Annotated in this window: 20 protein-coding genes; 7 read left to right on the top strand and 13 right to left on the bottom strand. The window is 72.1% G+C overall.

The features are described 5' to 3' along the window. Positions 1-186 precede the first annotated feature (186 nt). Together purU and ABZS97_RS10735 are read right to left on the bottom strand one after the other, a co-directional pair. On the bottom strand, positions 187-1,068 hold the full coding sequence (gene purU / locus ABZS97_RS10740; protein WP_356135950.1) for a formyltetrahydrofolate deformylase: 882 nt from the start codon (positions 1,066-1,068) through the stop codon (positions 187-189). Between the two features lie 47 nt (positions 1,069-1,115). Beyond that, on the bottom strand, positions 1,116-1,616 hold the full coding sequence (locus ABZS97_RS10735; protein ID WP_356135948.1) for a hypothetical protein: 501 nt from the start codon (positions 1,614-1,616) through the stop codon (positions 1,116-1,118). 117 nt (positions 1,617-1,733) lie between these two features. Between ABZS97_RS10735 and ABZS97_RS10730 the strand changes: the two genes are divergently transcribed. Then, positions 1,734-3,032: an ABC transporter substrate-binding protein gene (locus ABZS97_RS10730; protein WP_356135946.1), complete on the top strand. Its 1,299-nt coding sequence runs from the start codon at positions 1,734-1,736 to the stop codon at positions 3,030-3,032. Between the two features lie 31 nt (positions 3,033-3,063). Here ABZS97_RS10730 and ABZS97_RS10725 read toward each other — a convergent pair whose 3' ends face one another. Beyond that, a complete protein-coding gene (locus tag ABZS97_RS10725; RefSeq protein WP_356135944.1) occupies positions 3,064-4,869 on the bottom strand; it encodes a hypothetical protein in 1,806 nt (601 codons plus the stop codon). A 202-nt stretch (positions 4,870-5,071) separates the two neighbouring features. Then, entirely contained in the window at positions 5,072-6,457 is a 1,386-nt protein-coding gene (locus ABZS97_RS10720; protein ID WP_356135942.1) for a transcriptional regulator, read from the bottom strand. Positions 6,458-6,783: 326 nt separating this feature from the next. Here ABZS97_RS10720 and ABZS97_RS10715 point away from each other — a divergent pair, with 326 nt between their 5' ends. Genes ABZS97_RS10715 through ABZS97_RS10705 form a run of 3 tightly spaced genes read left to right on the top strand, consistent with a single transcriptional unit; the run spans position 6,784 to position 9,933 of the window. Next, a complete protein-coding gene (locus ABZS97_RS10715) occupies positions 6,784-7,437 on the top strand; it encodes a bifunctional DNA primase/polymerase (RefSeq protein WP_356135940.1) in 654 nt (217 codons plus the stop codon). Positions 7,438-7,489: 52 nt separating this feature from the next. Then, complete coding sequence (locus tag ABZS97_RS10710; protein ID WP_356135938.1) at positions 7,490-8,284, top strand: ABC transporter ATP-binding protein; 795 nt, start codon at positions 7,490-7,492, stop codon at positions 8,282-8,284. Then, positions 8,281-9,933 carry a transporter gene (locus ABZS97_RS10705; protein WP_356135936.1) on the top strand — a complete coding sequence of 551 codons (1,653 nt, stop codon included), beginning with the start codon at positions 8,281-8,283 and terminating at the stop codon, positions 9,931-9,933. Before ABZS97_RS10710 ends, ABZS97_RS10705 begins: the two co-directional genes overlap by 4 nt. A gap of 111 nt (positions 9,934-10,044) precedes the next feature. Here ABZS97_RS10705 and ABZS97_RS10700 read toward each other — a convergent pair whose 3' ends face one another. Both ABZS97_RS10700 and ABZS97_RS10695 read right to left on the bottom strand, forming a co-directional pair. Next, the gene (locus ABZS97_RS10700) at positions 10,045-10,914 is read right to left on the bottom strand and encodes an alpha/beta hydrolase (protein ID WP_356135934.1); all 870 of its coding nucleotides are present in this window, start codon (positions 10,912-10,914) and stop codon (positions 10,045-10,047) included. Positions 10,915-11,584: 670 nt separating this feature from the next. Continuing rightward, positions 11,585-12,277, bottom strand: a complete 693-nt coding sequence (locus ABZS97_RS10695) for a metal-dependent transcriptional regulator (RefSeq protein ID WP_356135932.1) — start codon at positions 12,275-12,277, stop codon at positions 11,585-11,587. A 236-nt stretch (positions 12,278-12,513) separates the two neighbouring features. Here ABZS97_RS10695 and ABZS97_RS10690 point away from each other — a divergent pair, with 236 nt between their 5' ends. Then, complete coding sequence (locus ABZS97_RS10690) at positions 12,514-13,269, top strand: SIS domain-containing protein (protein ID WP_356135930.1); 756 nt, start codon at positions 12,514-12,516, stop codon at positions 13,267-13,269. Between the two features lie 23 nt (positions 13,270-13,292). Here the strand turns inward: ABZS97_RS10690 and ABZS97_RS10685 are convergent, their stop codons facing one another. Further along, entirely contained in the window at positions 13,293-14,699 is a 1,407-nt protein-coding gene (locus ABZS97_RS10685) for a PAS domain-containing protein (RefSeq protein ID WP_356135927.1), read from the bottom strand. 727 nt (positions 14,700-15,426) lie between these two features. Between ABZS97_RS10685 and ABZS97_RS10680 the strand changes: the two genes are divergently transcribed. Beyond that, on the top strand, positions 15,427-16,452 hold the full coding sequence (locus tag ABZS97_RS10680) for a 2-oxoglutarate and iron-dependent oxygenase domain-containing protein (RefSeq protein ID WP_356135923.1): 1,026 nt from the start codon (positions 15,427-15,429) through the stop codon (positions 16,450-16,452). 31 nt (positions 16,453-16,483) lie between these two features. On the opposite strand, the gene ABZS97_RS10675 is transcribed toward ABZS97_RS10680, so the two are convergent. Continuing rightward, the gene (locus ABZS97_RS10675; RefSeq protein WP_356135921.1) at positions 16,484-17,584 is read right to left on the bottom strand and encodes a citrate synthase 2; all 1,101 of its coding nucleotides are present in this window, start codon (positions 17,582-17,584) and stop codon (positions 16,484-16,486) included. A gap of 275 nt (positions 17,585-17,859) precedes the next feature. On the opposite strand from ABZS97_RS10675, the gene pdxH reads away from it, so the two are divergent. Further along, the gene (pdxH, locus tag ABZS97_RS10670; protein ID WP_356135957.1) at positions 17,860-18,534 is read left to right on the top strand and encodes a pyridoxamine 5'-phosphate oxidase; all 675 of its coding nucleotides are present in this window, start codon (positions 17,860-17,862) and stop codon (positions 18,532-18,534) included. Between the two features lie 27 nt (positions 18,535-18,561). Here pdxH and ABZS97_RS10665 read toward each other — a convergent pair whose 3' ends face one another. The 5 genes from ABZS97_RS10665 to ABZS97_RS10645 are packed head-to-tail and all read right to left on the bottom strand — an operon-like array spanning position 18,562 to position 24,610. Next, the gene (locus ABZS97_RS10665; RefSeq protein WP_356135919.1) at positions 18,562-19,218 is read right to left on the bottom strand and encodes a TetR/AcrR family transcriptional regulator; all 657 of its coding nucleotides are present in this window, start codon (positions 19,216-19,218) and stop codon (positions 18,562-18,564) included. After that, the gene (locus ABZS97_RS10660) at positions 19,206-19,940 is read right to left on the bottom strand and encodes an enoyl-CoA hydratase family protein (protein WP_356135917.1); all 735 of its coding nucleotides are present in this window, start codon (positions 19,938-19,940) and stop codon (positions 19,206-19,208) included. The genes ABZS97_RS10665 and ABZS97_RS10660 overlap by 13 nt, the downstream gene beginning before the upstream one ends. After that, complete coding sequence (locus ABZS97_RS10655; protein ID WP_356135915.1) at positions 19,937-21,535, bottom strand: AMP-binding protein; 1,599 nt, start codon at positions 21,533-21,535, stop codon at positions 19,937-19,939. Before ABZS97_RS10655 ends, ABZS97_RS10660 begins: the two co-directional genes overlap by 4 nt. A 43-nt stretch (positions 21,536-21,578) precedes the next feature. Next, positions 21,579-22,760, bottom strand: coding sequence for an acyl-CoA dehydrogenase family protein (locus ABZS97_RS10650; RefSeq protein WP_356135913.1), 1,182 nt, complete (start codon positions 22,758-22,760; stop codon positions 21,579-21,581). After that, positions 22,757-24,610: a biotin carboxylase N-terminal domain-containing protein gene (locus ABZS97_RS10645; protein WP_356135911.1), complete on the bottom strand. Its 1,854-nt coding sequence runs from the start codon at positions 24,608-24,610 to the stop codon at positions 22,757-22,759. The genes ABZS97_RS10650 and ABZS97_RS10645 overlap by 4 nt, the downstream gene beginning before the upstream one ends. Positions 24,611-24,615 lie beyond the last annotated feature (5 nt).

The following is a 24,615-nucleotide window of genomic DNA, read 5'->3' as shown; positions in this document are numbered from 1 at the left end:
AGCCGGCCATCTTCACGCGCTGGTCGACCGACTGCGCGTACCCGTCGACCCCGCCAGCAGACGTACCGGCACGGACCCGACCCACCCACCGCGCCGCACCGCGAACGGCGCCCACGCCAGCAGACGGCACGGACCCGACCCACAACACACCCGCACCGCGCCCTGCGACAGGCGCCCACGCCAGACCTACGCGAACACCACAGTCCGCCGCCCGTTCAGCAAGATGCGCCGCTCCGCATGCCACTTCACGGCGCGCGCCAGCGCCTGGCACTCGACGTCGCGCCCGATCGCGACCAGCTGGTCGGGGGTCACGTCATGCCCCACCCGCTCGACTTCCTGCTCGATGATCGGCCCCTCGTCGAGGTCGGCGGTCACATAGTGCGCGGTGGCGCCGATGAGCTTCACACCCCGCGCATGCGCCTGGTGATACGGCTTCGCACCCTTGAAGCTGGGCAGGAAGGAGTGGTGGATGTTGATGATCCGCCCGCTCAACGCCTTGCACAGGTCGTCCGACAGCACCTGCATGTAGCGGGCCAGCACGACCAGCTCCACGTTCTCCGCCCGGACCAGCTCCAGCAGCTCGGCCTCCGCCGCAGCCTTCGTATCCCGAGTGACCGGAATGTGCCGGAAAGGAACGTCGTACGAACCCACGAGTTCGGCGAAATCCGTGTGGTTGGAGACGACCGCCGCGATCTCCACCGGCAGCGCCCCGATCCGCGCCCGGAACAGCAGGTCGTTGAGGCAGTGCCCGAACTTGCTGACCATGAGGACGATCCGCATCTTCTGCTCGGCCCGATGGATCGTCCAGTCCATCTGGAAGGCGTCCCCGATCGCGGCGAAGCTCGCCCGCAGCTTGTCCACCGTCACCGGCGCCTCCGCCGAGAAGTGGACGCGCATGAAGAACAGACCCGTGTCGTGGTCGCCGAACTGCTGACTGTCCTCGATGTTGCAGCCGGTCATGAAGAGGTAGCTCGACACGGCGTGCACGATGCCCTGCTTGTCGGGGCAGGACAGGGTGAGGACGTACTGTTCAGCGGGCGCTGCGGCGCGGACGGGCTGCTCGTTCATGCAGGACAGGTTCCCATATCCGCCACCCCCGCCGACTTCCCGTCCCGCTAGGCGGACCGCGTGAGAATCCGCAGCACCTCGAGCGTCCGCGGCGGCACGTCCGGCTCCTCCCCGTCCCCCACCGCCATGCGGACATGCGCGTCACGCGCGGCCCGTACGGCCTCCGGCCAGGCCTGGTGGTCGAGGTAGGCGGAGACGGGCGCGTCGGGCCCGACCTGGTGCATGATCCGCAGCACGCGGAGCACCGCGGTGTCGACGAGGGCCGCTTCCTGCGAGTCGCGGAAGATCGTGCCGACGTACTTCTCGGCGGACCAGCTGTCGAGCCAGGTGTCCTCGACCAGGCGGTACACGGCGTCGGTGACGTCCCCGTACCCGTCGACGCCGGCGAGCCAGACGTCGCGCTGGAACGCGGGATCGGAGAGCATGTGCAGCGCGGAGCGCACATTGCTGCGCCAGCGCCACCACGGCATGTCGTTCAGTGGCATGCCGCCCATGGTGGATGAGCGACGGCCGCGACGGGAAGAGTTCTCCGAACCTTGCACGGTCATCGATCGTACGTTCCCCCACCCGAACGCGTTACCGCCCCCCGTAATTCACCTCCGCGTCACCGCACGTTGACCACGGGTCACTCCCGGGTTATTGGTGTGACGGAATCGTGCGTGTCCATGACCGGCAGGCGACGCAACCGCATCTTCCGTTCCGCGCACCACCGACCCGCCCGGACGATCGCCCTGTCCGCGGGAGCGCTGGCGGCGTGTGCGTCGCTCGCCGTCGGATGCGGGGTCGTCCCTGGCACCACGGGGGGAGCCAGGGACGAGCCCATCACCGTCATGACCTGGGCGCCGGAGAAGACCGAGGCGACCAACAAGCCCGGCATGCCCGCGCTCGCGCAGGCCTACGCGCGCTGGATCAACGCCCACGGCGGCATCAACGGCCGCGAGCTCAAGGTCCTGACCTGCAACGATCACAACGACACCGTGGGCGCCGCGAAGTGCGCCCGCCGCGCCGCGGACGAGAACGTGATCGCCGTGGTCGGCTCTTACAGCCAGCACGGCACGTACTTCCTCTCGCCGCTGGAGTCCGCGGGCATCCCCTACATAGGCGGCTACGGCGTCACGGACGACGAGTTCGAGAGCCCGGTGTCCTACCCGGTCAACGGCGGCGAACCGGCGCTGCTCGCGGGGCTCGGGGAGCAGCTCGGCAAGATCTGCGGCCCGGTCGCGCTCGTACGGCCGGACACCTTCGCCGGCGACCAGCTGCCGGTACTGCTCAACGCGGGCCTGAAGTCGGAGGGTCACCGCACCGTCGACGACCAGCGGGCCGCGGACGACGCGACCGAGTACGCGGGGCAGACCTCGCAGGCACTGCGGCGCGCGACCTCGGACCCGGCGAAGCGCGGGTGCGTGGTGCCGGCGCTCGGCGACCGCACGGACACGTTCATGGACTCCTTCCGCCGCGACCGCCAGGAGTACCCGAAGGTGCGCACGGCCACCGTGCTGGGCAGCGTCGACCAGTCGCTGATCGACTCCACCGGGGGTCCTTCGAGCCCGTACGAGGAGTCGTACGCCACCGGCTGGTACCCGGCGGCGAGCGATCACCGCTGGGACACGATGCGGAAGGTGATCAAGGAGCAGGCCTTCGACGACAACCGGATCGATCCCGCGGACCCCGGGGTGCAGACCACGTGGATCGCGTACACCGTGCTGAAGGCGGCGATCGAGTCGCTGGGCGACGGCGAGGTGTCCTCCCGCACGGTGCAGCGGTCGCTCGACAAGGGGCTCAAGGTGTCGACGGGAGGGCTCACGCCGACGCTCAGCTGGCGCTCCCAGGACATGCTCGCGACCGTCGAGTTCCCGCGCCTGGTCAACGCCGACGTCACGTTCCAGGTCGTACGCAGGGGTCAACTGGTGTCGGCCCGGCGCGGGTTCGTCAATGTGAAGAGGACGCTGGAGAACGCGGACTGACGACCCGCGCGCCCCTGCGGCCGCCCGAACGTCAGAGCTGAGTCGGCTGCCGCTGCGTCAGCCCGTACGTGCTCGCGATGGAGTTCCACAGCTTCGCGGCCTTGGACTTCTGAGCGCTGGCCGTGCCGCTGGCCCGGTTGCCCGCCTGTGTCTGCGGGGTGGAGCGGGCCTTGCCCTTGTGGCAGCCCTTCCTGCCGTCGACCTGGTCGGCCCAGGCGGCGTAGTGGTTGTCGGCCGACGCGGAGGCCTTCCAGGCGCTGGTGAGCGCGCTCTTCAGGTCGGCGTTGGCCGGGAGCTTGTCGACGGCGAGGGCGTCGAGCCGGGTGACGAGCTCGCCGCGCTGCTTGGCGGCGTCGCGCAGATCGCTCGCCGCCTGGTCGAGGTTGTCGCAGACCCGCACGTCCGCCACGGCACTGATCACCGAGGCCCGGCTGCCACCGCTGTCTGCGAGGAGCTTGTCCAGCGCGACGGCCTGCGCCTTGGCCGGATCGGTGGACGGCGACGCCGACTCGCTCGTCGGCTCGGTCGCGGACACGTTCTTGCTGTTGTCGTCCTTGCTGTCGTCACCTCCGCCACCGCTGAGCAGGGCACCGGCGCCGATGCCGAGGACGGCGATACCGATGCCGACCGCGGCGATCAGGGGGACGCGCGAGCGGCTGCGGCCACCGCGCCCGCCGCCTCCGTCACCGCTGCCGTCGTCACCGGACACACCGCGCCGTGCGGCGGCCCGCCCGCCCGGGGCTCCGGGCCCACCCGGCGCCTGCGCGCCGTACCCGCCGTGCGGTGCGCCGTGCGGCGCCGCCGGGTCGAAGCGCGGGAGCTGCTGTGTGGACGCGGGCCCCTCGGGCTCGCTGCGGAACAGGTTGTCGAACTCGGCCGGCGGCTGCCGGTCCTCCGGGCCGCCCGGACGGACCCCGTACGGGGCCGCGCCGGACTGGGCGGGCACGGGGGCTATGTACTGCGTGGCCTCGGCGTCGGGGTGCGCGGCGGGCGGCAGCGGCCCGGCACCACCCTGCGATCCGGCTCCGCCCTGAGACCCGGGTCCGCCCTGCGGCGCGCGCCCGAGGAACTGCGTCGCGTCGGCCGGCACCTCGGGCGGCAGCGCGCCCGGTCCCACCGGCGGGAGGAACTGGGTGGCACCCTCGTCGGGACCACCGGCGGCGGGTATGGGCGGTATGTACTGTGTGGCGCCTTCGTGGACCGGAGCCGCGGCCGCCACGGGCGGGATGTACTGCGTCGCTCCCTCGTCCACTGCGGGCGGCAACGGCCCGGCACCCAACGGCGCCTGCGGAGCCCCGTACGCCCCCGAGGAGGCCCACTCCTGACCACCCTGGCCGCCCTGCGGCCCACCCTGGGCGCCCCAGTCCGGGGCGGGCGGGGCGGACTGCGGCGGCGCGGACGCCCCCCAGGTCTGTGCCGCAGGAGCCCCGTACGCCGGCCCCGAAGGACCGTCGTAGCTCTGCGCGGGCGGGCCGTCGTAGGCCTGCGCGGGCGGGGCGCCGTACGTCTGCGCGGGCGGGGCGCCGTACGTCTGCGCGTCGGGCGCCCCGTAGGTCTCGGGGCCGGTCGGAGCCGGAGCGCCGTACGACTGAGCGCCGTACGTACCCCAGCCCTGCTCCTGCTGTGCGTGCTGCGGCGGCTGCCCCTGCTCGGGCTGCTGGGCAGGCGCCGGCGGCTGCTCGGGCCCCCAGGGTCTGCCCCAGGCCTGCCCGCCCGCGGGAGCCGTGCGGTCGCCCGTCGTGCCCGGCAGCAAGGGCTCACTGCCGTCGGAGGGCAGCACGATGCCTTCGCGCGCGGGCCGCGCCGAGGGCTCCTCGCCCTGTCCACTCTGCGTCACCGGGACTCCTACGAATGGGGGACCTTCGGAATCGTCGGCTCACGCTACCGGGTCCGCGCGACCCCGTGCCACGCAGCACAGAAGGTGACCTGCCCCTCCTGTGACCGAGGTAACGAATCCACCCCTCGGCGCGCTGGATATGCCTCCCTTCGCCGCCGACGTCCCTGTTTCCCGTCCGTTCACCCCGGCGCACGCCATCCGTTCACGCGGCCGCCTGAAGATCCATGCGCGCCCCGAACTCCCTTACCACCGGCTCGTCCCGGTACGGCTCCAGGCGCTGCTGGAAGTCGTCCAGGTACTCGGCGCCGCGGTTGGAGCGCAGGGTGCCGAGGAGTTCGACCGCCTTGAGTCCGGTGTGGCAGGCCTGTTCCACCTCGCGCTGCTGCACCTGGGCCGTCGCGAGGAGCACGAAACCGATGGCCCGCCTGCGGGCGCGCGACTCCGGGTGCCCGTCGAGGGACTCCTGCGCGCACCGCGCCGCCGCCTCCGCCTGCCCCAGGTCCCGGTGGCAGTGCGCCAACTCGTCGGCCAGGTAGGCCTCGTCGAAGTGCGCGATCCACGCCGGGTCGTCCCCGGACGCGGGGTCGGCCGCCTCCAATGCCGCGACCGCACGCCCCGACGCGACCTGCGCCGCCCGCGCATCGCCCATCAGGGCGTGCCCCCGCGCCTCCGCGGCGAGGAACATCGACTCCGCACGCGGGGTCACCCGCCCACGCGCCCCCTCCTGCGCCGCGCGCGCCAACTGGGCGATCTCACGCGGGTTTCCCAGCTGGGCGGCGAGATGGCTCATGGACGCGGCGAGCACATAGCCGCCGTAGCCGCGGTCGCCGGCGGCCTGAGCCAGACGCAGAGCCTGGATGTAGTACCGCTGGGCGAGCCCCGGTTGGCCCGTGTCGATGGCCATGTAGCCGGCCAGCTCCGTCAACCGGGAGACGGCGGCGAACAGTTCGCGCCCGACGGCTTCCCGGTACGAGCCCGCGAGCAGCCCGGAGACCACGCTGTTGAGGTAGTGCACGACGACCGGGCGCACATGCCCGCTGCCGTACTGGTGGTCGAGGTCGGTGAGGGCCTGCGTCATGGCGCGCACCGCCGCCACGTCGGACTGCCCGACCCGTGGCCCCGCCTGCCGGGACACCTGGGAGTCCGGTGCGGAGATCAGCCAGTCGCGGCTGGGCTCGACGAGCGCGGAGGCGGCGACGGACGAGCCGGACAGGAAGTCGCGGCGGCCCACGTCGCTGCGCCACAGTTCGCAGACCTGTTCGATGGCGCCGAGGACGGTCGGCGAGAACTGGAGGCCGACGCCGGAGGCGAGGTTCTTGCCGTTGGCCATGCCGATCTCGTCGATCGTGACGGTGCGGCCCAGCTTGCGGCCGAGCGCCTCGGCGATGATCGCGGGCGCCCGCCCCCGCGGCTGCTGTCCACGCAGCCAGCGGGCCACGGACGTCTTGTCGTAGCGCAGATCGAGGCCGTGCTCCGCGCCGCACATGTTGACCCGGCGGGCGAGCCCTGCGTTCGAGCAGCCCGCTTCCTGGATGAGCGCCTGCAACCGTTCGTTCGGCTGCCGCGCGACGAGAGGCCTTGCGGCCATGGCGTACCCCCTGTGGCTGCGGTGCCTGCCCACGCACCGAGTTGACGTGTCTTCCGCGACCGGCCCGCCGAACCCCCACGGCTGGGGGAACGAAAGAAGTCGGCCATGAAGATCAATGCCCCGCGGACATACCGAAGATGCGAGACATGTGAGGATTGCCGGAGTAGAGCCCGTGACCCTACCCCTCTGGTGGCTACCCAGCCCCGCTGCCGTTCCTCCTGCGCGCCCCCACCCGTGCATCCATGCGCCCCACATGCGGAATCGATGCTCCTCCCCCGCGCGCGCGTAGCCCGTAACCCGGGGTGGACACGGGAGTTGAGTGGAGCGTGGAAGAGACGATCGCAGGCACCGAGACCGCCCAGATCCCCCAGCAGCGCGGCGAATCGCTGCAGGACACCGCCGTGCGCTATGCCGAGGAGCGCCACTGGGACGTGTTCCCCGGCACCTGGCTGGAAGCCGTCGACGGGGTGCAGCGCTGCTCCTGCGGCGACTCCGCGTGCGCCGTGCCCGGCGCGCATCCCGCACGCGAGGACTGGGCGACCCAGGCGACGGGCAGTGCGACGGTCGCGCGCCGCCTGTGGGCGAAGCAGCCGGCTGCTTCGATCCTGCTGCCCACTGGGCGTACGTTCGACGCGATCGATGTCTCCGAGACCGCCGGGTTCCTCGCGCTGGCCCGCATGGAGCGCATGGAGCTGACTCTCGGCCCCGTCACCTGCACCCCGGACCGGCGCATGCACTTCTTCGTCCTTCCGGGCGCCTCCGCGAAGGTCCCGGACCTCGTACGGAAGCTGGGCTGGCCGCCTGCCTCGCTGGACCTGGTCGCCCTCGGCGAGGGCGCGTACGTGGCCGCCCCGCCCACCCGGTACGGGTCGCGGGGGGCCGTGCAGTGGGCCTGTCGGCCCACGCCCGCGAACCGGTGGCTGCCGGACGCGGAGGAGTTGATCTCCCCCCTCGCGTACGCGTGCGGGCGGGACCGGTAGCCGTTCGCGGCGCCTCTGCCGGGGCGAGTGCCCTCCCGCCGTAGGGTGCTCCGTGACGGAGGGAGTCGTGGTGGGCGCAGCCGCCGTACGTGTGCAAGGGCTCTGGAAGCGGTTCGGGGAGCAGATCGCCGTCGCGGGGATCGACCTGGAGCTGCCCGCGGGGCAGTTCATCGGGCTCGTCGGACCGAACGGCGCGGGGAAGACCACCACGCTGTCGATGGTGACCGGGCTGCTGCGACCCGACGCGGGCACCGTCGAGGTCGTCGGCCACGACGTGTGGCGCGATCCGGTGCAGGTGAAGGCGCGCATCGGGGTCCTGCCGGAGGGGCTCAGGCTCTTCGAGCGGCTCTCCGGGCGTGAACTTCTGGCCTACACCGGCAGGTTGCGCGGGCTGCCGGGCGCCGAGGTGGACAAGCGGGCCGCGCAGCTCCTCGACGTCCTCGACCTCGCGGGCGCCCAGCACAAGCTGGTCGTCGACTACTCGACCGGTATGCGCAAGAAGATCGGGCTCGCCGCCGCTCTCCTCCACAACCCCGAAGTCCTCTTCCTCGACGAGCCCTTCGAGGGCGTCGACCCGGTCTCCGCGCAGATCATCCGCGGCGTCCTGGAGCGCTACACCGCCTCCGGCGCCACCGTCGTCTTCTCCTCGCACGTCATGGAGCTGGTCGAGTCGCTGTGCGACTGGGTGGCCGTGATGGCCGCGGGGCGCATCCGTGCGCACGGCCCGCTCGCCGAGGTGCGGGGGAGCGCGCCCTCGCTCCAGCACGCCTTCCTGGAGCTGGTCGGCGCGGGCGACCGAGCCACCGGCTCCGACCTCGACTGGCTGGGCGGCGGCGGAGCACGATGAGCATCGCCCCCGGTACCGCGCCCAACACCTCCACGGGGGCCTCCCCCGGCGTCTCCGCCGTGTCGATCACCCCCGTCGTCGTACGGCTCAAGCTGTCGCTGCTGCGCAACGGGCTGCGGCAGTCGGCGGGGCGGCGGGCCGCGTACGTCACGTCCATGGTTCTCGCGCTCCTCTTCGCCGCCCTCCAACTGCTCGGTCTGATCGCGATGCGGGGCAACACGCACGCCACGGCCGTCGCCGTGCTGCTCGTGGCCGTTCTCGGGATCGGCTGGGCGGTGATGCCGCTGTTCTTCCCCAGTGGCGACGAGACGCTCGACCCGACCCGCCTGGTGATGCTGCCGCTGCGCCCGCGCCCCCTGGTGCGCGCCCTGCTCGCGGCGTCGCTGGTCGGGGTCGGCCCGCTCTTCTCGCTCTGTCTGCTGGCCGGTTCGGTGATCTCCGTGGCGCACGGCGCGGCGGCGTACGTCACCGCGGTCGTCGGCGCGGCGCTGGCCCTGCTCGTCTGCGTGGCCCTCGCACGGGCCGTCGCGGCCGCCAACATCCGGCTGCTGACCAGCCGCAAGGGCCGCGACCTGGCCGTCCTGAGCGGTCTGGTGATCGCGATCGGCGCGCAGCTCGTCAACTTCGGTGCGCAGCGGCTCGGTTCGGCGGGCGGCCTGTCGCAGCTGGACCCGGTCGCGGACGTACTGCGCTGGGTGCCGCCGGCGTCGGCGATCGGCGCGGTCGACTCGGTGAGCGAGGGGTCCTACGGGGCCGGGGTCGCGCAGCTCCTGCTCAGTGCGGGGGCGTTGGTGGGCCTGGTGGCGCTCTGGACGCGGCATCTGACGCAGCTGATGACCTCGCCGGACGGGTCGACGCTCCAGGCCGCCGAGCCCGGTGCCCGCGACAGGGCGAGCGCGACGGGTCTGAGCCGGCTGCTGCCCGCCGGGCGCACCGGGACGGTCATGGAGCGCAGCCTGCGCTATGTGTGGCGCGATCCGAAGACGAAGGCCGCCTGGGTGACGTCGCTGGCCATCGGGCTGATCGTGCCGGTGTTCAACGCGCTGCAGGGGACCGGCTCGATCTACTTCGCGTGTTTCGCCGCCGGGATGCTCGGCATCCAGATGTACAACCAGTTCGGGCAGGACACGTCCGCGTTCTGGATGGTCGCGATGACGATCTCGTCCACGCGGGACGCGTACGTCGAGCTGCGCGGGCGCGCGCTGGCGCTGCTGGTGATCACTCTGCCGTACGCCACCCTCGTGGTGGTGGTGACGACCGCGATGCTCGGCGACTGGCCCAGGCTGCCCGAGGTGCTCGGGATGTCCCTCGCGCTGCTCGGCGCGATGCTGGCCACCGGCGCCTGGTCGTCGGCGCGTTTCCCGTACTCGATCCCGCAGGAGGGCTACAAGAACGTGGCCCCCGGGCAGGCCGGGCTCGCCTGGATCGCGATCTTCGGCGGCATGGTCTCGGCGGCCCTGCTCTCCGCCCCCGTCATCGCCCTCACGATCTGGCTGAACGTGTCGGCGGACGGGGACGAGTGGTCGTGGCTGCTGCTGCCGCTGGGCGCCGCGTACGGCACTCTGATCGCCTGGGCCGGGCTGCGGCTCGCCGCGCCGCGCACGGCACGGCGGCTGCCGGAGATCCTGGCGGCGGTCAGCAAGGGCTGAGCGCCTGTGTCACCTCCCGGCCGGGGAGGTGACACAGGCTGTGGCATTCAGCCATTCAGCCATTGAGCCATCGGACCGATCAGCCCTCGGGCCGGTCAGCCCTCGGGCCGGTCAGCGGCCGTCGGGGGCCAGTACCCGGTCCAGGAAGGGTTCGATCGCCGCGCGCCAGGCGTCCGGCTGGTCGTAGTGCACGAGATGGCCGGCGTCGGCCACCTCCGCGTACTGGCCGTGCGGCAGGACGCGGACCATCTCCTGGGACTCGGCGCGGCCGAGCTCACCGTCGAGGCCTCGGACGACCAGGGCCGGGCATTGGACCTGCGCCAGCTCCTCCCAGTGCGCGTCGTACACCCAGGTCTGGCGGGACTTGAGCATCTGCTCGGGCTCGAAGACCGGGCGCCAGCCGTCCTCCGACTCGGCCATGACCTCGGCGTAGAACTCGCCGCGGGCCGGGTTGGGGCGCTCCACCCACGGGTCGTCCTCGCCGAACCACTTGCGGACGTCGGCGATGGTCGCGAAGGGTACGGGCCAGGCCTTGAACCAGTCCTCCCACTCGCGCTGGGAGGCGGCGCCCAGTGCGGAGGCCCGCATGTCGCAGATGATCAGGCCGCAGACCAGGTCGGGGCGCTTGGCGGCGAGCTGCCAGCCGGTGAGCGCGCCCATCGCGTGGCCGATGACGACGGTGGGGGCGAGGCCGAGCTGTTCGAGGGCGGCCTCGGCGTCCTCGACGTACGCCTCACGTGTGTACGACGCCTCAGGGGGCTTGTCGCTCTGGCCGTGCCCCCGCTGGTCGAGCGCCACGGCGCGGTGCCGCTCGGACAGCCAGCGGGCGGTGGACGCCCAGTGCGAGGCGCGGCCCATGAGGCCGTGCAGTAACAGCATGCCGGGAGCCCTGTCGACCTCTCCCGTCTTGGGAGGGTCGGCGAACTCCCAGGCGGCGAGGCGTACGCCACCCGCACCCGTCACGTCGATGCGCCGCACCATAGGTTCTGGCACCCCCCAAAGCTCGCTCGGACCGCTCGCTCCCGCTCGAACGGGCCGGTCCACCCGTACCGCTTCCTACCCCTGCGCTGCCTTCACTCCTACAGCTTGTGACCGATCGCTGTTGCGGTGTCGCTCCACGTGTACACCTTTTGCGCCCCCACGCTATCGAATGAGCATTCGAGAATGCCCTTTCTGGCCATAACACCGCTCATTCGAGTGACCGTGCTCAAGGATTGACCGGCGCCGCCGAGGGGAGATCTTCAGCGGGAGGCGGACCGCTCGGGGAAAACGGTCCGAAGGGGGTGACCCTGGGAGCTCGGGGCTCCGGGTCAGCTCGGGGGAGGACAGGCCCCGGCGCCATGCGGCGCCGGGGCCCTCCACACGTCTGCGGCACATCCTCCCGCCCCTCTCCCCGGGCCGCCTGACATCGCTGTCCGACACGGTCGAGAACCCTCAGGTCATATGCCTCAAGCGACAGCCTCGCACGCAAACGGGCGGCGCGCTGCGATTCCGCACACTGAATCTTGGTTTTCAGTGAGGTCGCGGAAACATCACAACTACCCCTGGCGTCACGGGAATTGACAACCGGACGCGCCCCTTCCAGAGGCCACGGACACGCCCCCTCCCGAGGTCACCGGCGCGGCCTGTCCAGCCGGCCCAACGGCCCCTCTCAGCGCTTGGCGACGAACACATGGGAGGCGACGTCCGCCTCCAGCTCGGCGGCCTCGCCGCCGCTGCCCACGAGCACCCCGCCCGGCGACGCCGTCACACTGACCACCGAACCGGGCTGCACGCCCGCCCGGCGCAGCGTGTACATCAGCTGCGCGTCCGTCTGGATCGGCTCCCCGATGCGCCGTACGACGACGGTCTTGCCGTCCGCGCCCGGGTCCAGCTCCGCCAGCGACAGCATGCCCTCGTCGAGGAACGGATCGGCGCCGTCCTTCTCGCCCAGCTCCTCCAGGCCCGGGATCGGGTTTCCGTACGGCGACTCGGTCGGGTGGCGCAGCAGCTCCAGGACGCGCCTCTCGACGGCCTCGCTCATCACGTGCTCCCAGCGACACGCCTCGGCGTGCACCTGCTCCCACTCCAGCCCGATCACGTCGACGAGCAGACACTCGGCGAGGCGGTGCTTGCGCATCACGCGGGTGGCGAGGCGGCGGCCCTCCTCGGTGAGCTCCAGGTGGCGGTCGCTGGCGACCGCCACCAGGCCGTCGCGCTCCATCCGCGCCACCGTCTGGCTGACCGTCGGTCCGCTCTGGTCGAGCCGCTCGGCGATCCGGGCGCGCATGGGGACCACGCCTTCCTCCTCCAGCTCGAGGATGGTGCGGAGATACATCTCCGTGGTGTCGATCAGTCCGGACATACGTGCCCCTTGATTAGCTCTGCCGGAGACTCGATGGCTCACGGCGTGTGCGCTGGCCCTGGACTCAATTCTGACGCATAGCACTGACAACCGTGCCTCGCCGTTGGAACCACGCGGCGAGGAGTGCCTCCGCGGGAGTCCCGCGGCACCCTTGCCGACCGTATTGACAGGGCACTGGTCCAGACCGCACGGTGATCCGCGACACAGCGACTCGCACAGGGAGAGGGGCTTCGCCGATGAGCGACAGCAAGCCGGCCGGGCAGTTCTTCGACGCCGCGATCGGCCTGCTCCAGCGGGTCCGCGACGAGGAGGCCGACTCCATCGTGGCCGCCGGCACGCTCATCGCGGACACCGTCGCCGACGGGGGCCGGCTGTTCGCCTTCGGCGCCGGACACTCCTCGCTCGCCGCACAGGACGTCGTCTACCGGGCCGGTGGCCTCGCCCTGATGAACCTGCTCAGCGTCCCCGGCGTCGTGGGCGTCGACGTCATGCCGGCCACGCTCGGCTCCGCCCTGGAGCGTGTCGACGGGCTCGCGAGCGCGGTCCTGGACTGCAGCCCGGTCCGCTCCGGCGACCTCCTCGTGATCATCTCCCTCTCCGGCCGCAACGCGCTGCCCGTGGAGATGGCCATGAACGCCCGTGCCCTCGGCGTCAAGGTCATCGGCGTGACCTCGGTCGCGTACACGGCGGAGACGAAGTCCCGGCACGTCTCCGGCACGTTCCTCAAGGACCACTGCGACCTCGTCCTCGACTCGAAGATCGCGGTCGGCGACGCGGAGATCACCCTGGAGTCCGTCCCGGCCCCCTTCGCCCCGGCCTCCACCGTCGTCACCACGGCCCTCCTCCAGGCCGTCATGGCCACCGCCGCCGGCGCCCTCGCCGACCGCGGCATCGAGCCCCCGCTGCTGCGCTCGGGCAACGTGGACGGCGGCCACGAGTGGAACGGCCGCGTGATGACGGAGTACGGCGACCGGATCTTCTACCGCCGCTGAGACGTGCGACACGCGCCGGGGCGTCACGACCGCCCGAGGAGCCCCTCAAGGTCCAGGGCCATCGCGATCCGTACGGCCACGTCCTCCGCGTACACCGCGTCCGTACGGTCGAACTGGCTGCGCCCCGACCCGCGCAGGAACGTCACCACGCCCAGCGTCCGCCCCCGGCTGCGCAGCACCGCGCACAGGGCGTGCACGGCGTCCGCGGGCCACTGGCGGCTCACCGCCCACTCACGGGCGGACTCCGGGTCGGACGCCGTGGCACTGGCCCGCACGGACCCGGCGCGCTCGACGCACTGGAGGGCGGGGTGCCCCGCGCCGTAGCGCACGGGCAGGCCGGCCTTCCCGGCGAGGAGGGTGGGCCCCGGCGCGCCCGAGGGCGTGGTCGCGATCCGGACGAGCCGGACCGGTCCCTCGCCGTCGGCCACGGAGCCGCCGGCGACCCGGTCGATCACGGCGTGGTCGGCGTACCCGGCGAGCGAGAAGTCCAGGTGGACGGTGGCCGCCTCGCCGGGGTTCTCGCACTCGGCGGCGGCGCGGGCGGCCCGGTGCAGCTGGTTGGCGCGGAAGCGCAGCAGCGCCGCCTCCTGCTCGGTCTGCTTGGCCTCGGTGACGTCCTGGAAGAGCCAGCCGACGCCCAGCGGCACGGGCTCCTCCGTGAGGGGCGAGGCGAGCCGCAGGAAGCCGCTGCGCCAGCACCGGCGCTCCTCGCCCTCGGCGGTCCGCACGCTCACCCACATCTCGGCCGGGGCGGGCGGCGCCCCTTCCGCGAGGACGTGCGTCAGCGCGCTCTCCAGTTCCTCGACACCCTGCGAGAGCAGCTCGCCCAGGGGGCGCCCGAGCACGGCCGTACGCCCGATGCCGAGGGCGCGGGCGGCGTGGGCGTTGACGACGGCGGGCCGCAGATCGGCGTCGACGAGTACGACGCCCCAGCTGGCGTCCTCGAAGAGGGCCTCGCTCAGCGCGATGGACCGCTCCAGGTCGATCTGGGCGTGCACCTCGCTGAAGGCGCAGTACACCCCGGCGGGCTTTCCGTCGGGCCCGCGCACGGCGGCCGACTGGGTCCGTACGAGCACCCGCCCGCCGTCCTTGGTCAGCAGGGCGAACTCGTGCACCTGCCGTCCCGGGGCCTGCATCGCCGACAGCAGCCGCTTCTCGACCTCCTCGGCGTCCGCGGTCCGCACGGCCCAGCCGGCGAACCCGTGGCGGCCCACGGCCTCGGTGGCCGTCCACCCGAGGATCCGCTCCGCCTCCCGGTTCCAGTGGGTCACGACCCCGTCGGCGTCGAACGCGCACAGCGCGGCGTCCATCCCGTCCAGCAGCGCGGCAAGCAGGTCGGACCCGTCCCGCTCGGGCTCATGCTCGGGCCCGGGCTCGGGCTCGTCCGGCCCCAGCTCGTCCGTGGTCCCACTACGCCGGGAAGCACTCACCTGGACCCCCTGCAGGCTGCGTCCGTACGTACGGCGCGACAGTTCACTCACTACATTTCATTCAACTCGAACGTGACCCAGCACACACCTGGTTCCCGGAAGTTTCGACGAAATCGTTGTACGCCGGAAGTGCGTCGAAAAACCGGTTGAGCCGTCATCGACAGCTTCCTAAAGTGTGGGGCACACGAGAAGGGAGGTGGTTTGGCAGATGTATGCAAACCGGACGCGTGAGGTGGCTGCGGGCTAGCGGCCCGTCACCACATCCAGTGCGGTGCCGGACCAGCGCGTGAATCATGCGTGCAGCCGGCCCAATCTCCAGCAGTCACCCGACCCGCGGGCTCGCCGGTAAGTCCGGCCGGCTCCTCACCGTTCCTCGGTGGGGAACCAGAGTCCGCGGGTCGTCTGCGTTCGCGACCACGGGCTCGGGATCGGGCTCCCGGCTCCGGCTCCGGCTCCGGCTCCGGCTCGGTGAGGATTTTCCAGGCGTGTGAGGCCCGGCACATCCGAATCCCTGGTCCCGCAGTACTCTTGGCGCATGGTTCCGATGCTTGTTCGACGCCGACACGTGGACTACGTGCGCGTCACGAGCATGGGCTGTCGACGGTCCGTCTGACCTCCGGCCCCCTCTTTTCGCCTTCTTCTTTTCGCCTTCTTCCACCTGGCACCCGTGGTCCCGCCCCACCCCCGGCGGCTGCCCGGGCACCCGTACACCCTGCGGACGCACACCATGGCTCAGCACCAGCAGCTCCAGTACGCCCAGCTTCCGATCATCGATCTCTCCGCCGCCGACCGCGGACCGCAGGCGCGCGCCCTGCTGCACGCGCAGTTGCACAGCGCCGCTCACGACGTGGGGTTCTTCCAGCTGGTCGGGCACGGGGTCACCCAGGCCGAGACCGATGACCTGGTCGCTGCCATGCGCGCCTTCTTCGCGCTGCCGGAGGCCGACCGGCTCGCCCTCGACAACGTCAACTCGCCGCATTTCCGCGGCTACACGCGCACCGGCGACGAACAGACCGGCGGCAGCCGGGACTGGCGCGACCAGCTGGACATCGGCGCCGAGCGCCCCGCGCGGATCCCCGGGCCGGGTGAGCCCGCGTACTGGTGGCTGGAGGGGCCGAACCAGTGGCCCGCCGCGCTGCCCGGGCTGCGGCGCGCCGCCCTCGCGTGGATCGACCGGCTGAGCGGCGTCGCACAGCGGCTGCTGCACGAGCTGCTGACGGCGATCGGCGCGCCCGCCGGCTTCTACGACCCCGTCTTCGGGGACCGCGGTCACCCGCACCTGAAGCTGGTGCGCTACCCGGGCAGCTCGGGCGACGGCGCCGGCCAGGGCGTCGGCGCGCACAAGGACTACGGCTTCCTGACGCTGCTCCTCCAGGACCAGGTGGGCGGGCTCCAGGTGCAGCGCGGGGACGGGCTTTTCCACGACGTGCCGCCGATTCCCGGGGCCTTCGTCGTCAACCTCGGCGAGCTGCTGGAGGTGGCCACCAACGGCTATCTGCTCGCGACCAACCACCGCGTGGTCAGCCCGCCCGGAGCCACCGAGCGGTTCTCCGTGCCCTTCTTCTACAACCCGCGGCTGGACGCGCGCATCGAACCGCTGCCCTTCCCGCACGCGACCGGTGCGCCCGGCGTCACCGACGACCCGGCCAACCCGCTGTTCGCCGAGTACGGCTTCAACGAGTTGAAGGGCAAGCTCCGCGCCCACCCGCTCGTCGCCGCCCGCCACCACGCGGAGCTGCTCACGCCCGCGTGATGACCGGCGTACGGCCTGGGTGGCGCCGGGGTCAGGGCGCGATGTTCCCGTAGCCCTCGATGTCCTGGGGGTTGCGGGAGCTGGGGCCCACATAGCGCGCGGACGGGCGTACGAGCCTGCCCGTGCGCTTCTGCTCCAGGATGTGCGCCGACCAGCCTGCCGTGCGGGCGCAGGTGAACATCGAGGTGAACATGTGCGCCGGGACCTCCGCGAAGTCCAGGACGATGGCCGCCCAGAACTCGACGTTGGTCGCCAGGACGCGGTCGGGGCGGCGTGCGTGCAGCTCGGCGAGCGCGGCCTTCTCCAGGGCCTCGGCGACCTCGAAGCGAGGGGCGCCCAGCTCACGAGCCGTGCGCCGGAGCACGCGGGCACGCGGGTCCTCGGCGCGGTACACCCGGTGGCCGAAGCCCATCAGGCGCTCGCCCTTGTCGAGGGCCTGCTTCACATACGCATCGGCGTCGCCCGTGCGCTCGATCTCCTCGATCATGTGCAGCACACGGGACGGGGCGCCTCCGTGCAGCGGCCCGGACATGGCGCCGACGGCTCCGGAGAGGGCCGCGGCCACGTCGGCGCCGGTCGAGGCGATGACGCGGGCGGTGAACGTGGAGGCGTTCATGCCGTGCTCGGCGGCCGAGGTCCAGTAGGCGTCCACCGCGGCGACGTGCTTGGGGTCGGGTTCGCCGCGCCAGCGGATCATGAACCGTTCGGTGATCGAGGTGGCCTTGTCGATCTCGCGCTGCGGGACCATCGCCAGGCCCTGGCCGCGGGCGGACTGGGCGACGTAGGAGAGCGCCATGACGGCGGCGCGGGCGAGGTCGTCGCGGGCGCGCTGCGCATCGATGTCGAGCAGCGGCCGCAGGCCCCAGACGGGCGCGAGCATGGCGAGCGCGGACTGCACGTCGACGCGGATGTCGCCGGAGTGGACGGGGATCGGGAACGGCTCGGCGGGCGGCAGGCCGGGGTTGAAGGCGCCGTCGACGAGCAGCCCCCAGACGTTGCCGAAGGAGACGTGGCCGACCAGATCTTCGATGTCGACGCCTCGGTACCGGAGTGCGCCGCCCTCCTTGTCCGGTTCGGCGATCTCCGTCTCGAACGCGACGACTCCCTCGAGTCCGGGTACGAAGTCGGACATCAGGCGGCTCCTCGTGATGTGTGCGACAGCTGGTCTGGGGGGATCGAGCGGTCACCGTCACCCCGGTGATGCCCCGATCGGCCGGCGGTCACCCAAAGGGACGGCCGAACGGAGCGGCATCAGCACGATAACCCCGAGTGCCACCCTTGGGGAGGGTGTACGGCACTCAGTGCCACGCGACGGGACCGCTCTCGTACGGCAGGACGGCTGCGTACGGCGCCCTACGGCTCGACCGCTCCGTACGGCCCGACTGCTCCGTACGGCAGGATGACCACGTGACCGACCACGACCCCATCCTCGACCTCGCCGCGATGCGCGAGCACTACCGGCACGAGGGCCTCGACGAGACCGAGCTGGCCGCGCACCCCATGGACCAGTTCACCCGCTGGTTCGAACAGGCCGCGCTGGCCGCGGCCAAGGGCCTGGTGTACGAGCCGAACGCCATGGTCGTCTCCACCGCCGGCGCCGAGGGCCGGCCCACCTCGCGCACGGTGCTGCTGAAGCAGTACGACGAGCAGGGCTTCGTCTTCTACACCAACTACGACTCCCGCAAGGCCGGCGACCTGGCCGAGAACCCGTACGTCTCGCTGCTGTTCCCCTGGCACGCGATCGCCCGCCAGATCGTCGTCACGGGCATCGCGCGGCGCACCGGGCGCGACGAGACGGCGGCGTACTTCCGCTCCCGCCCGCACGGCTCGCAGCTCGGGGCCTGGGCCAGCGCCCAGTCCTCGGTCATCTACAGCCGCGCCGAACTGGACGCCTCGTACGAGGAGTTGAAGGCCCGCTACCCCGAGGGCGAGCAGGTGCCGGTGCCGCCGAACTGGGGCGGCTTCCGTATCGCCCCGCAGTCGGTCGAGTTCTGGCAGGGCCGCGAGAACCGGCTGCACGACCGGCTGCGGTACATGGCGGAGCCGGACGGGTCCTGGCGGGTGGAGCGGCTGAGCCCCTGACGGTCTCGCCCTCTCGCCCTCTCGCGGTCAGACGGTCAGGGTTTCGTCGAGCAGTGCGGCCCACTGCGCGACCACCCGTTCGCGGCGCCCGGCGTCGTCCGTGAGCAGGTTCGCCAGGCCGAGGCCGCGGGCCATGTCGAGGAAGCCCTGCACGGTCTCGCGTACGCCGGGGCGGGACTCGTCGGCGGCCAGGAGGTCCACGGCGATGCGGTGGGTCTCGCGGCCGACGCGGGCTTCGAGTTCGGTGACGCGGGGGCGGAGCTGTTCCTCGTTGGACGCGGCGACCCAGAGGTGGAGGGCGGCGCGGAAGAGGGGGCCGGTGTAGAGGTCGACGAGGGCGGCGACCACGGCGTGGCGGTCGGCGGCGCCCTCGGGGAAGAGGGCGCGGATCGCGGTGGAGCGTTCCTCGGCGACGTACTCGACGGCCGCGGTGAACAGGTCCTCGCGGGTCGGGAAGTGGTGCTGGGCGGCGCCGCGCGAGACGCCGGCGCGTTCGGCGACGACGGAGACGGTGGAGCCCGCCCAGCCGCGCTCGGCGAGACAGGACACGGCGGCTTCCAGGAGGCGCCGCCGGGTGGCCCGGCTGCGGTCCTGCTTGGGGACGTTCGGGGTGCGCCCGGAGCGGTCGGCCGTGCTCCCCGTACCCGCCGTACTCAGCGTGCTCTGCGTCTTCACACCACCCATGCGGGATCCCGTCGTTCGAGGAAGGCCGTCATCCCCTCGCGGGCCCCCGCGGAGGAGAACAGCCGCGCCGAGAGGGCGGTCAGGTCGGCCGCGTCCCGGTCGAAGGTCTCCAGCACCCTAGCCGTGAGCAGCCGTTTCGTCTCGGCCAGGCCCTGCGGGGAGGCTTTGCGCAGTCCGTCGAGGACGGGGGCGAGTACGGCGTCGACGTCGTCGCCCGCCGCCGTGAGGAGCCCGCTGCGGACCGCCTCCGCCGTGTTGAAGCGCTCGCCGGTGAGGTAGTAGCGGGCGAGCGCACGCGGGTCGGTGCGCGGCAGCAGGGGCAGTGAGATGACGGCGGGGGCGACGCCGATGCGTACCTCCGTGAAGGCGAAGGTGGCGTCCAGGGAGGCGGCCGCGATGTCGCAGGCGCCGAGGAGGCCGAGCCCGCCGGCCCGGACGTGGCCGGTGACGCGGGCCACGACCGGCTTGGGCAGTTCGACGATCTGCCGCAGCAGTCCGACGAGTGCGTCGGGGTGCGGCGGGTCGCGCAGGTCGGCGCCCGCGCTGAAGGTGTTCCCGGTGTGGGTGAGGACGACGGCGCGTACGTCACTGTCCTTGCCGCACTCCGTGAGGGCGTTCGTCAGCCCGTCCACGAGGGCGGCCGACAGGGCGTTGCGGTTGCCCGGCGAGTCGAGGGTCACGGTGGTGATGCCGCGCTCGGGGGCGGCGTGCACGACGGTCACGGGCGCTCCTGTGCTTCCCGGAGGTCCCGCTCCCGCAGGTCGCGCAGTTCGCGGCGCAGGATCTTGCCGGAGGCCGCGCGGGGCACGGCGTCGATGAAGGTGACACCGCGGACCCGTTTGTAGGGGGCGACGCGCTCGGCGACGTGCATCATGACCTCTCCTTCGGAGAGGTCCTTCGCGGACGGCTGACGTACTACGTAGGCGTGCGGTACTTCGTTGTTGTCCTCGTTGTAGACGCCGATGACGGCGGCGTCGGCTATGCCGGGGTGGGTGAGCAGGAGAGCCTCGAGTTCGGCGGGGGCGACCTGGAAGCCCTTGTACTTGATGAGTTCCTTGACGCGGTCGACGACGAACAGCCAGCCGTCGGCGTCGACGTAGCCGACGTCTCCGGTGCGCAGCCAGCCCTCGGGGTCGATCATGGCGGCGGTGTCGTCGGGGCGGCCGAGGTAGCCCTTCATGACCTGGGGGCCGCGGATGGCGATCTCGCCGGGTTCCCCGACGCCGAGGTGCTTGTCGGGGTCGTCGAGGGAGACGATGCGCATCTCGGTGCCCGCGACGAGTTTGCCGACCGTGCCCGGGGGCGGGTTCTCGGCGTCCAGGGGGACCACGTGCGTGCCGGGTGACAGCTCGGTCATCCCGTACGCCTGGCCGACGGGCGGCAGCCCCAGCCGCCGTGAGCAGGCCGCCGCGAGGGCCGCGTCCAGGGGCGCCGCCGAGCAGATGATGTTCTGCAGGGACGACAGGTCGTACTGGGCGACGGCCGGGTGCTTGGCGAGGGCGAGGACGATCGGCGGGGCCACGAAGAGGAGGTTGATGCGGTGCTTCTCGATGGCCGCGAGGAACGTGTCGAGGTCGAAGCGGGGCAGCACGACGACGGTGGCGCCCTGGCGCAGCGGCGCGTTCATGAGGGCGGTCAGCCCGTAGATGTGGAAGAAGGGCAGGACGGCGAGGACGCGGTCGCCGGGGCCCATCGGCAGGGTGGGCGCGAGTTGCGCGAGGTTGGTGGCGATGGACCGGTGGGTGAGCATCACGCCCTTGGGGATGCCGGTCGTTCCGGAGGAGTACGGGAGGGCGGCCACGTCCGTCACGGGGTCGATGTCGATCCGTGGCTCGGGCGCGGTGGTGGCGAGCAGGTCGATCAGGGAGCGGTGCCCGGGGGCGCTGTCGCAGACGAATATCTCCCGTACGCCGCCGGCGAGTTCGGCGGCCTGGCGTGCCGTCTCCAGGAGGGGGGAGACGGTCACGATCCAGGAGGCGGCGCTGTCGCGCAGCTGCTTGGCGAACTCCTCGGGCGTGGCGAGGGGGTGCACGGTGGTGACGGACGCGCCCGCGCGCGCGGCGGCGAAGAACGCCGTCGGGAAGGCGATGGTGTTCGGGCTGTGCAGCGCCAGCACGTCGCCCTTGCGCACGCCCGTCTCGGCAAAAGCGGCTGCCACCCGGCGGTGGAAGTCGTCGAGTTGGGCGTAGCCGAGCGTGGTGCCGTCGACGCCGTCGATCAGCGCCGGCGTGTCGCCGCGCTCGGCGGCGCGGCCGAGGACGGCGTCGTGAATGGGCTCCTCGACGGCCGGGACATCTGCGTACTCACTGCGGAACACGATTCCTCCTGGCACGACTGCGGGCAGGCTCCGTATGCCTGGCTCAGTACGACTTGGGCAGACCGAGCGTCTGGTGGGAGACGTAGTTGAGAATCATCTCCCGGCTCACCGGAGCAATACGAGCCACGCGGGCGGCTGTTATCAACGAGGCGAGCCCGAACTCGCGGGTGAGGCCGTTGCCGCCGAGGGTGTGCACTGCCTGGTCGACGGCCTTCACGCAGGCCTCGGCGGCCGCGTACTTGGCCATGTTGGCGGCCTCTCCCGCGGCGACGTCGTCCCCGGCGTCGTAGAGGTGGGCCGCCTTCTGCATCATCAGGCGGGCCAGTTCGAGTTCGATGTGGGACTGGGCCAGGGGGTGCGCGACGGCCTGGTGGGCGCCGATGGGCTCCTTCCAGACGGTGCGCTCGCGGGCGTAGGCGACGGCCCGGGACAGCGCGTAGCGGCCCATGCCGATCGCGAACGCGGCTGTCATCACGCGCTCGGGGTTGAGCCCGGCGAAGAGTTGGAGGAGGCCCGCGTCCTCGTCGCCGACGAGCGCGTCGGCGGGCAGCCGTACGTCGTCGAGGGTGAGCTCGAACTGCTTCTCGGCGCCCTGGAGTTCCATGTCGATCTGCCGCCGGTGAAAGCCCTCGGCGTCGCGCGGGACGATGAACAGGCAGGGCTTGAGGCTGCCGGTGCGGCCGCCTTTGGATGACACGGTCTCGGTGCGGCCGACGATCAACGTCGCATCCGCGATGTCGACGCCGGAGATGAACACCTTGCGGCCGGTGAGCAGCCAGTCGCCGGTGTCCGGGTCACGGCGGGCGGTGGTGGTGATCCGGTGGGAGTTGGAGCCCGCGTCGGGTTCGGTGATGCCGAAGGCCATGGTGCGGGTGCCGTCGGCGAGCCCGGGCAGCCACCGCTGTTTCTGCGCGTCGGTGCCGAAGCGGGCGATGACGGTGCCGCAGATCGCGGGCGAGACGACGAGCATGAGCAGCGGACAGCCGGCCGCGCCCAACTCCTCCAGCACGATGGAGAGTTCGGCGATTCCGCCGCCTCCGCCGCCGTAGGCCTCCGGCAGGTTGACGCCGAGGTAGCCGAGCTTGCCCGCCTCGGACCAGAGTGCGTCGGGGTGGCCGCCTTCGGCGATGGTCCGGGTGAGGTATTCGCGGCCGTAGCGCTTGCCGAGGGCGGCGACCGCGGCACGCAGGTCCTTGTGCTCTTGGGATTCCGGGGTGACGCTCATGCGGGCTGTTCCTCCTGTGCGACGACGACGGCGAGCAGGGCGCCGACCTCGACCTGGTGGCCGGGGGCGGCGTGCAGGGCGCTGAGCGTGCCGGAGACGGGCGCGGAGATCTTGTGCTCCATCTTCATCGCCTCCAGCCACAGCAGGGGCTGTCCGGCCTTCACGGCGTCGCCCACGGCCAGTCCCTCGGCGACGCGGACGACGGTGCCGGGCATGGGTGCGAGCAGCGAGCCGGGTTCGCGCTGGTCTGCGGGGTCGGGGAAGCGGGGCAGGGCGGTGAGGGCGGTCGCGTTCACGTGCACGCGGTCGCCGTACCTCGCGACCTCGAACTTCCGCTGCACACCGTCGATTTCGAGGATGACGAGGCCGGGCGTGGCACGCACCACCCGCACTCCTTCGGCGGTGAGGCCGTCGCGGGTGTGGTGGTAGCGGACCTCGTGTTCCTCGTCGGCCATGACGTACCGCTTGACCTGCGGCTGGGAGGAGACGTTGCGCCAGCCGCCGAAGCGGGAGCGGCCCTGGGCGTCCGCGAGTGCGGCGGCCAGCGGCGCGTACGGGTCGGGGGCGGCGCCGGTCAGCTCCGCCAGGTGCCGGTCGTAGAACCCGGTGTCCATGCGGGCCCCGGTGAACTCCGGGTGCCTGAGCGACCGTACGAGCAGGTCCCGGTTGGTGACCGGGCCGTGGATCGCGGCGCTCTCCAGGGCTCCCGCGAGCCTGCGCACCGCCTCCGCGCGCGTGGGGGCGTACGCGACGGCCTTGGCGAGCATCGGGTCGTAGTGGACGCCGATGGGGTCGCCGTCGGTGTAGCCCGTGTCGAGGCGGACGCCCGGCACGGCGAGGCGGTGCAGGGTGCCGGTCTGGGGTGCCCAGGAGCGTGCCGGGTCCTCCGCGTACAGGCGGGCCTCCACGGCGTGTCCACGCGCGCGTGGCGGGTCGTTTTCGAGGGCCGCCCCTTCGGCGACACGGATCTGGAGGGCCACCAGGTCCACTCCGAACAGGGCTTCCGTCACAGGGTGTTCGACCTGGAGGCGGGTGTTCATCTCCAGGAAGTGGGCCCGGCCGTCCGCGACGAGGAACTCGACGGTGCCCGCGCCCACGTAGTCGACGGCGCGGGCGGCGCGTACGGCCAGCTCGTGGAGTTCCTCGGTGAGTCCGGTTTCCAGACCCGGTGCCGGGGCCTCCTCGATCACCTTCTGGTGGCGGCGCTGGAGGGAGCAGTCGCGGGTGCCGAGCGCCCACACCGTGCCGTGTGTGTCGGCGAGGATCTGCACCTCGACATGGCGGCCGCCCTCCACGTAGGGCTCGACGAAGACCTCGCCGTCGCCGAAGGCGCTGAGGGCCTCGGCGCGGGCGGCGGCCAGTTCGCCGTCCAGGTCGGCGAGTTCGCGTACGACGCGCATCCCGCGGCCGCCACCGCCCGCCGCCGCCTTCACCAGCACGGGCAGGTCCTCGGCGGTGACTGCGGCAAGCGGCTCCAGGCCCATCAGCTTCTTGGCGCGCGTCTTGGACGCCATCGCCTCGATCGCCTCCGGCGACGGCCCGATCCAGACGAGACCCGCGTCGGTGACGGCCCGCGCGAAGTCGGCGTTCTCGGACAGGAACCCGTATCCCGGGTGCACGGCGTCGGCGCCGGCCGCGAGCGCCGCCTTCACGATCAGGTCGCCGCGCAGATACGTCTCCGAGGTCGCCGCCCCCGGCAGCCGTACCGCCGCGTCGGCCACGCGCGCGTGAAGCGCGTTCTCGTCGGCGTCCGAGTACACGGCGACGGTCCGGATTCCCAACTCACCACAGGTGCGGAAGACCCGGCAGGCGATCTCGCCCCGGTTGGCGACAAGGACGGAAGCAATCACTGGAA

The sequence above is a fragment of the Streptomyces sp. NPDC005485 genome (assembly GCF_040606085.1).
GTDB lineage: Bacteria > Actinomycetota > Actinomycetes > Streptomycetales > Streptomycetaceae > Streptomyces.
Note: the sequence above shows the minus strand (reverse complement) of the source record. Positions and strands in the feature narration are given on the sequence as shown.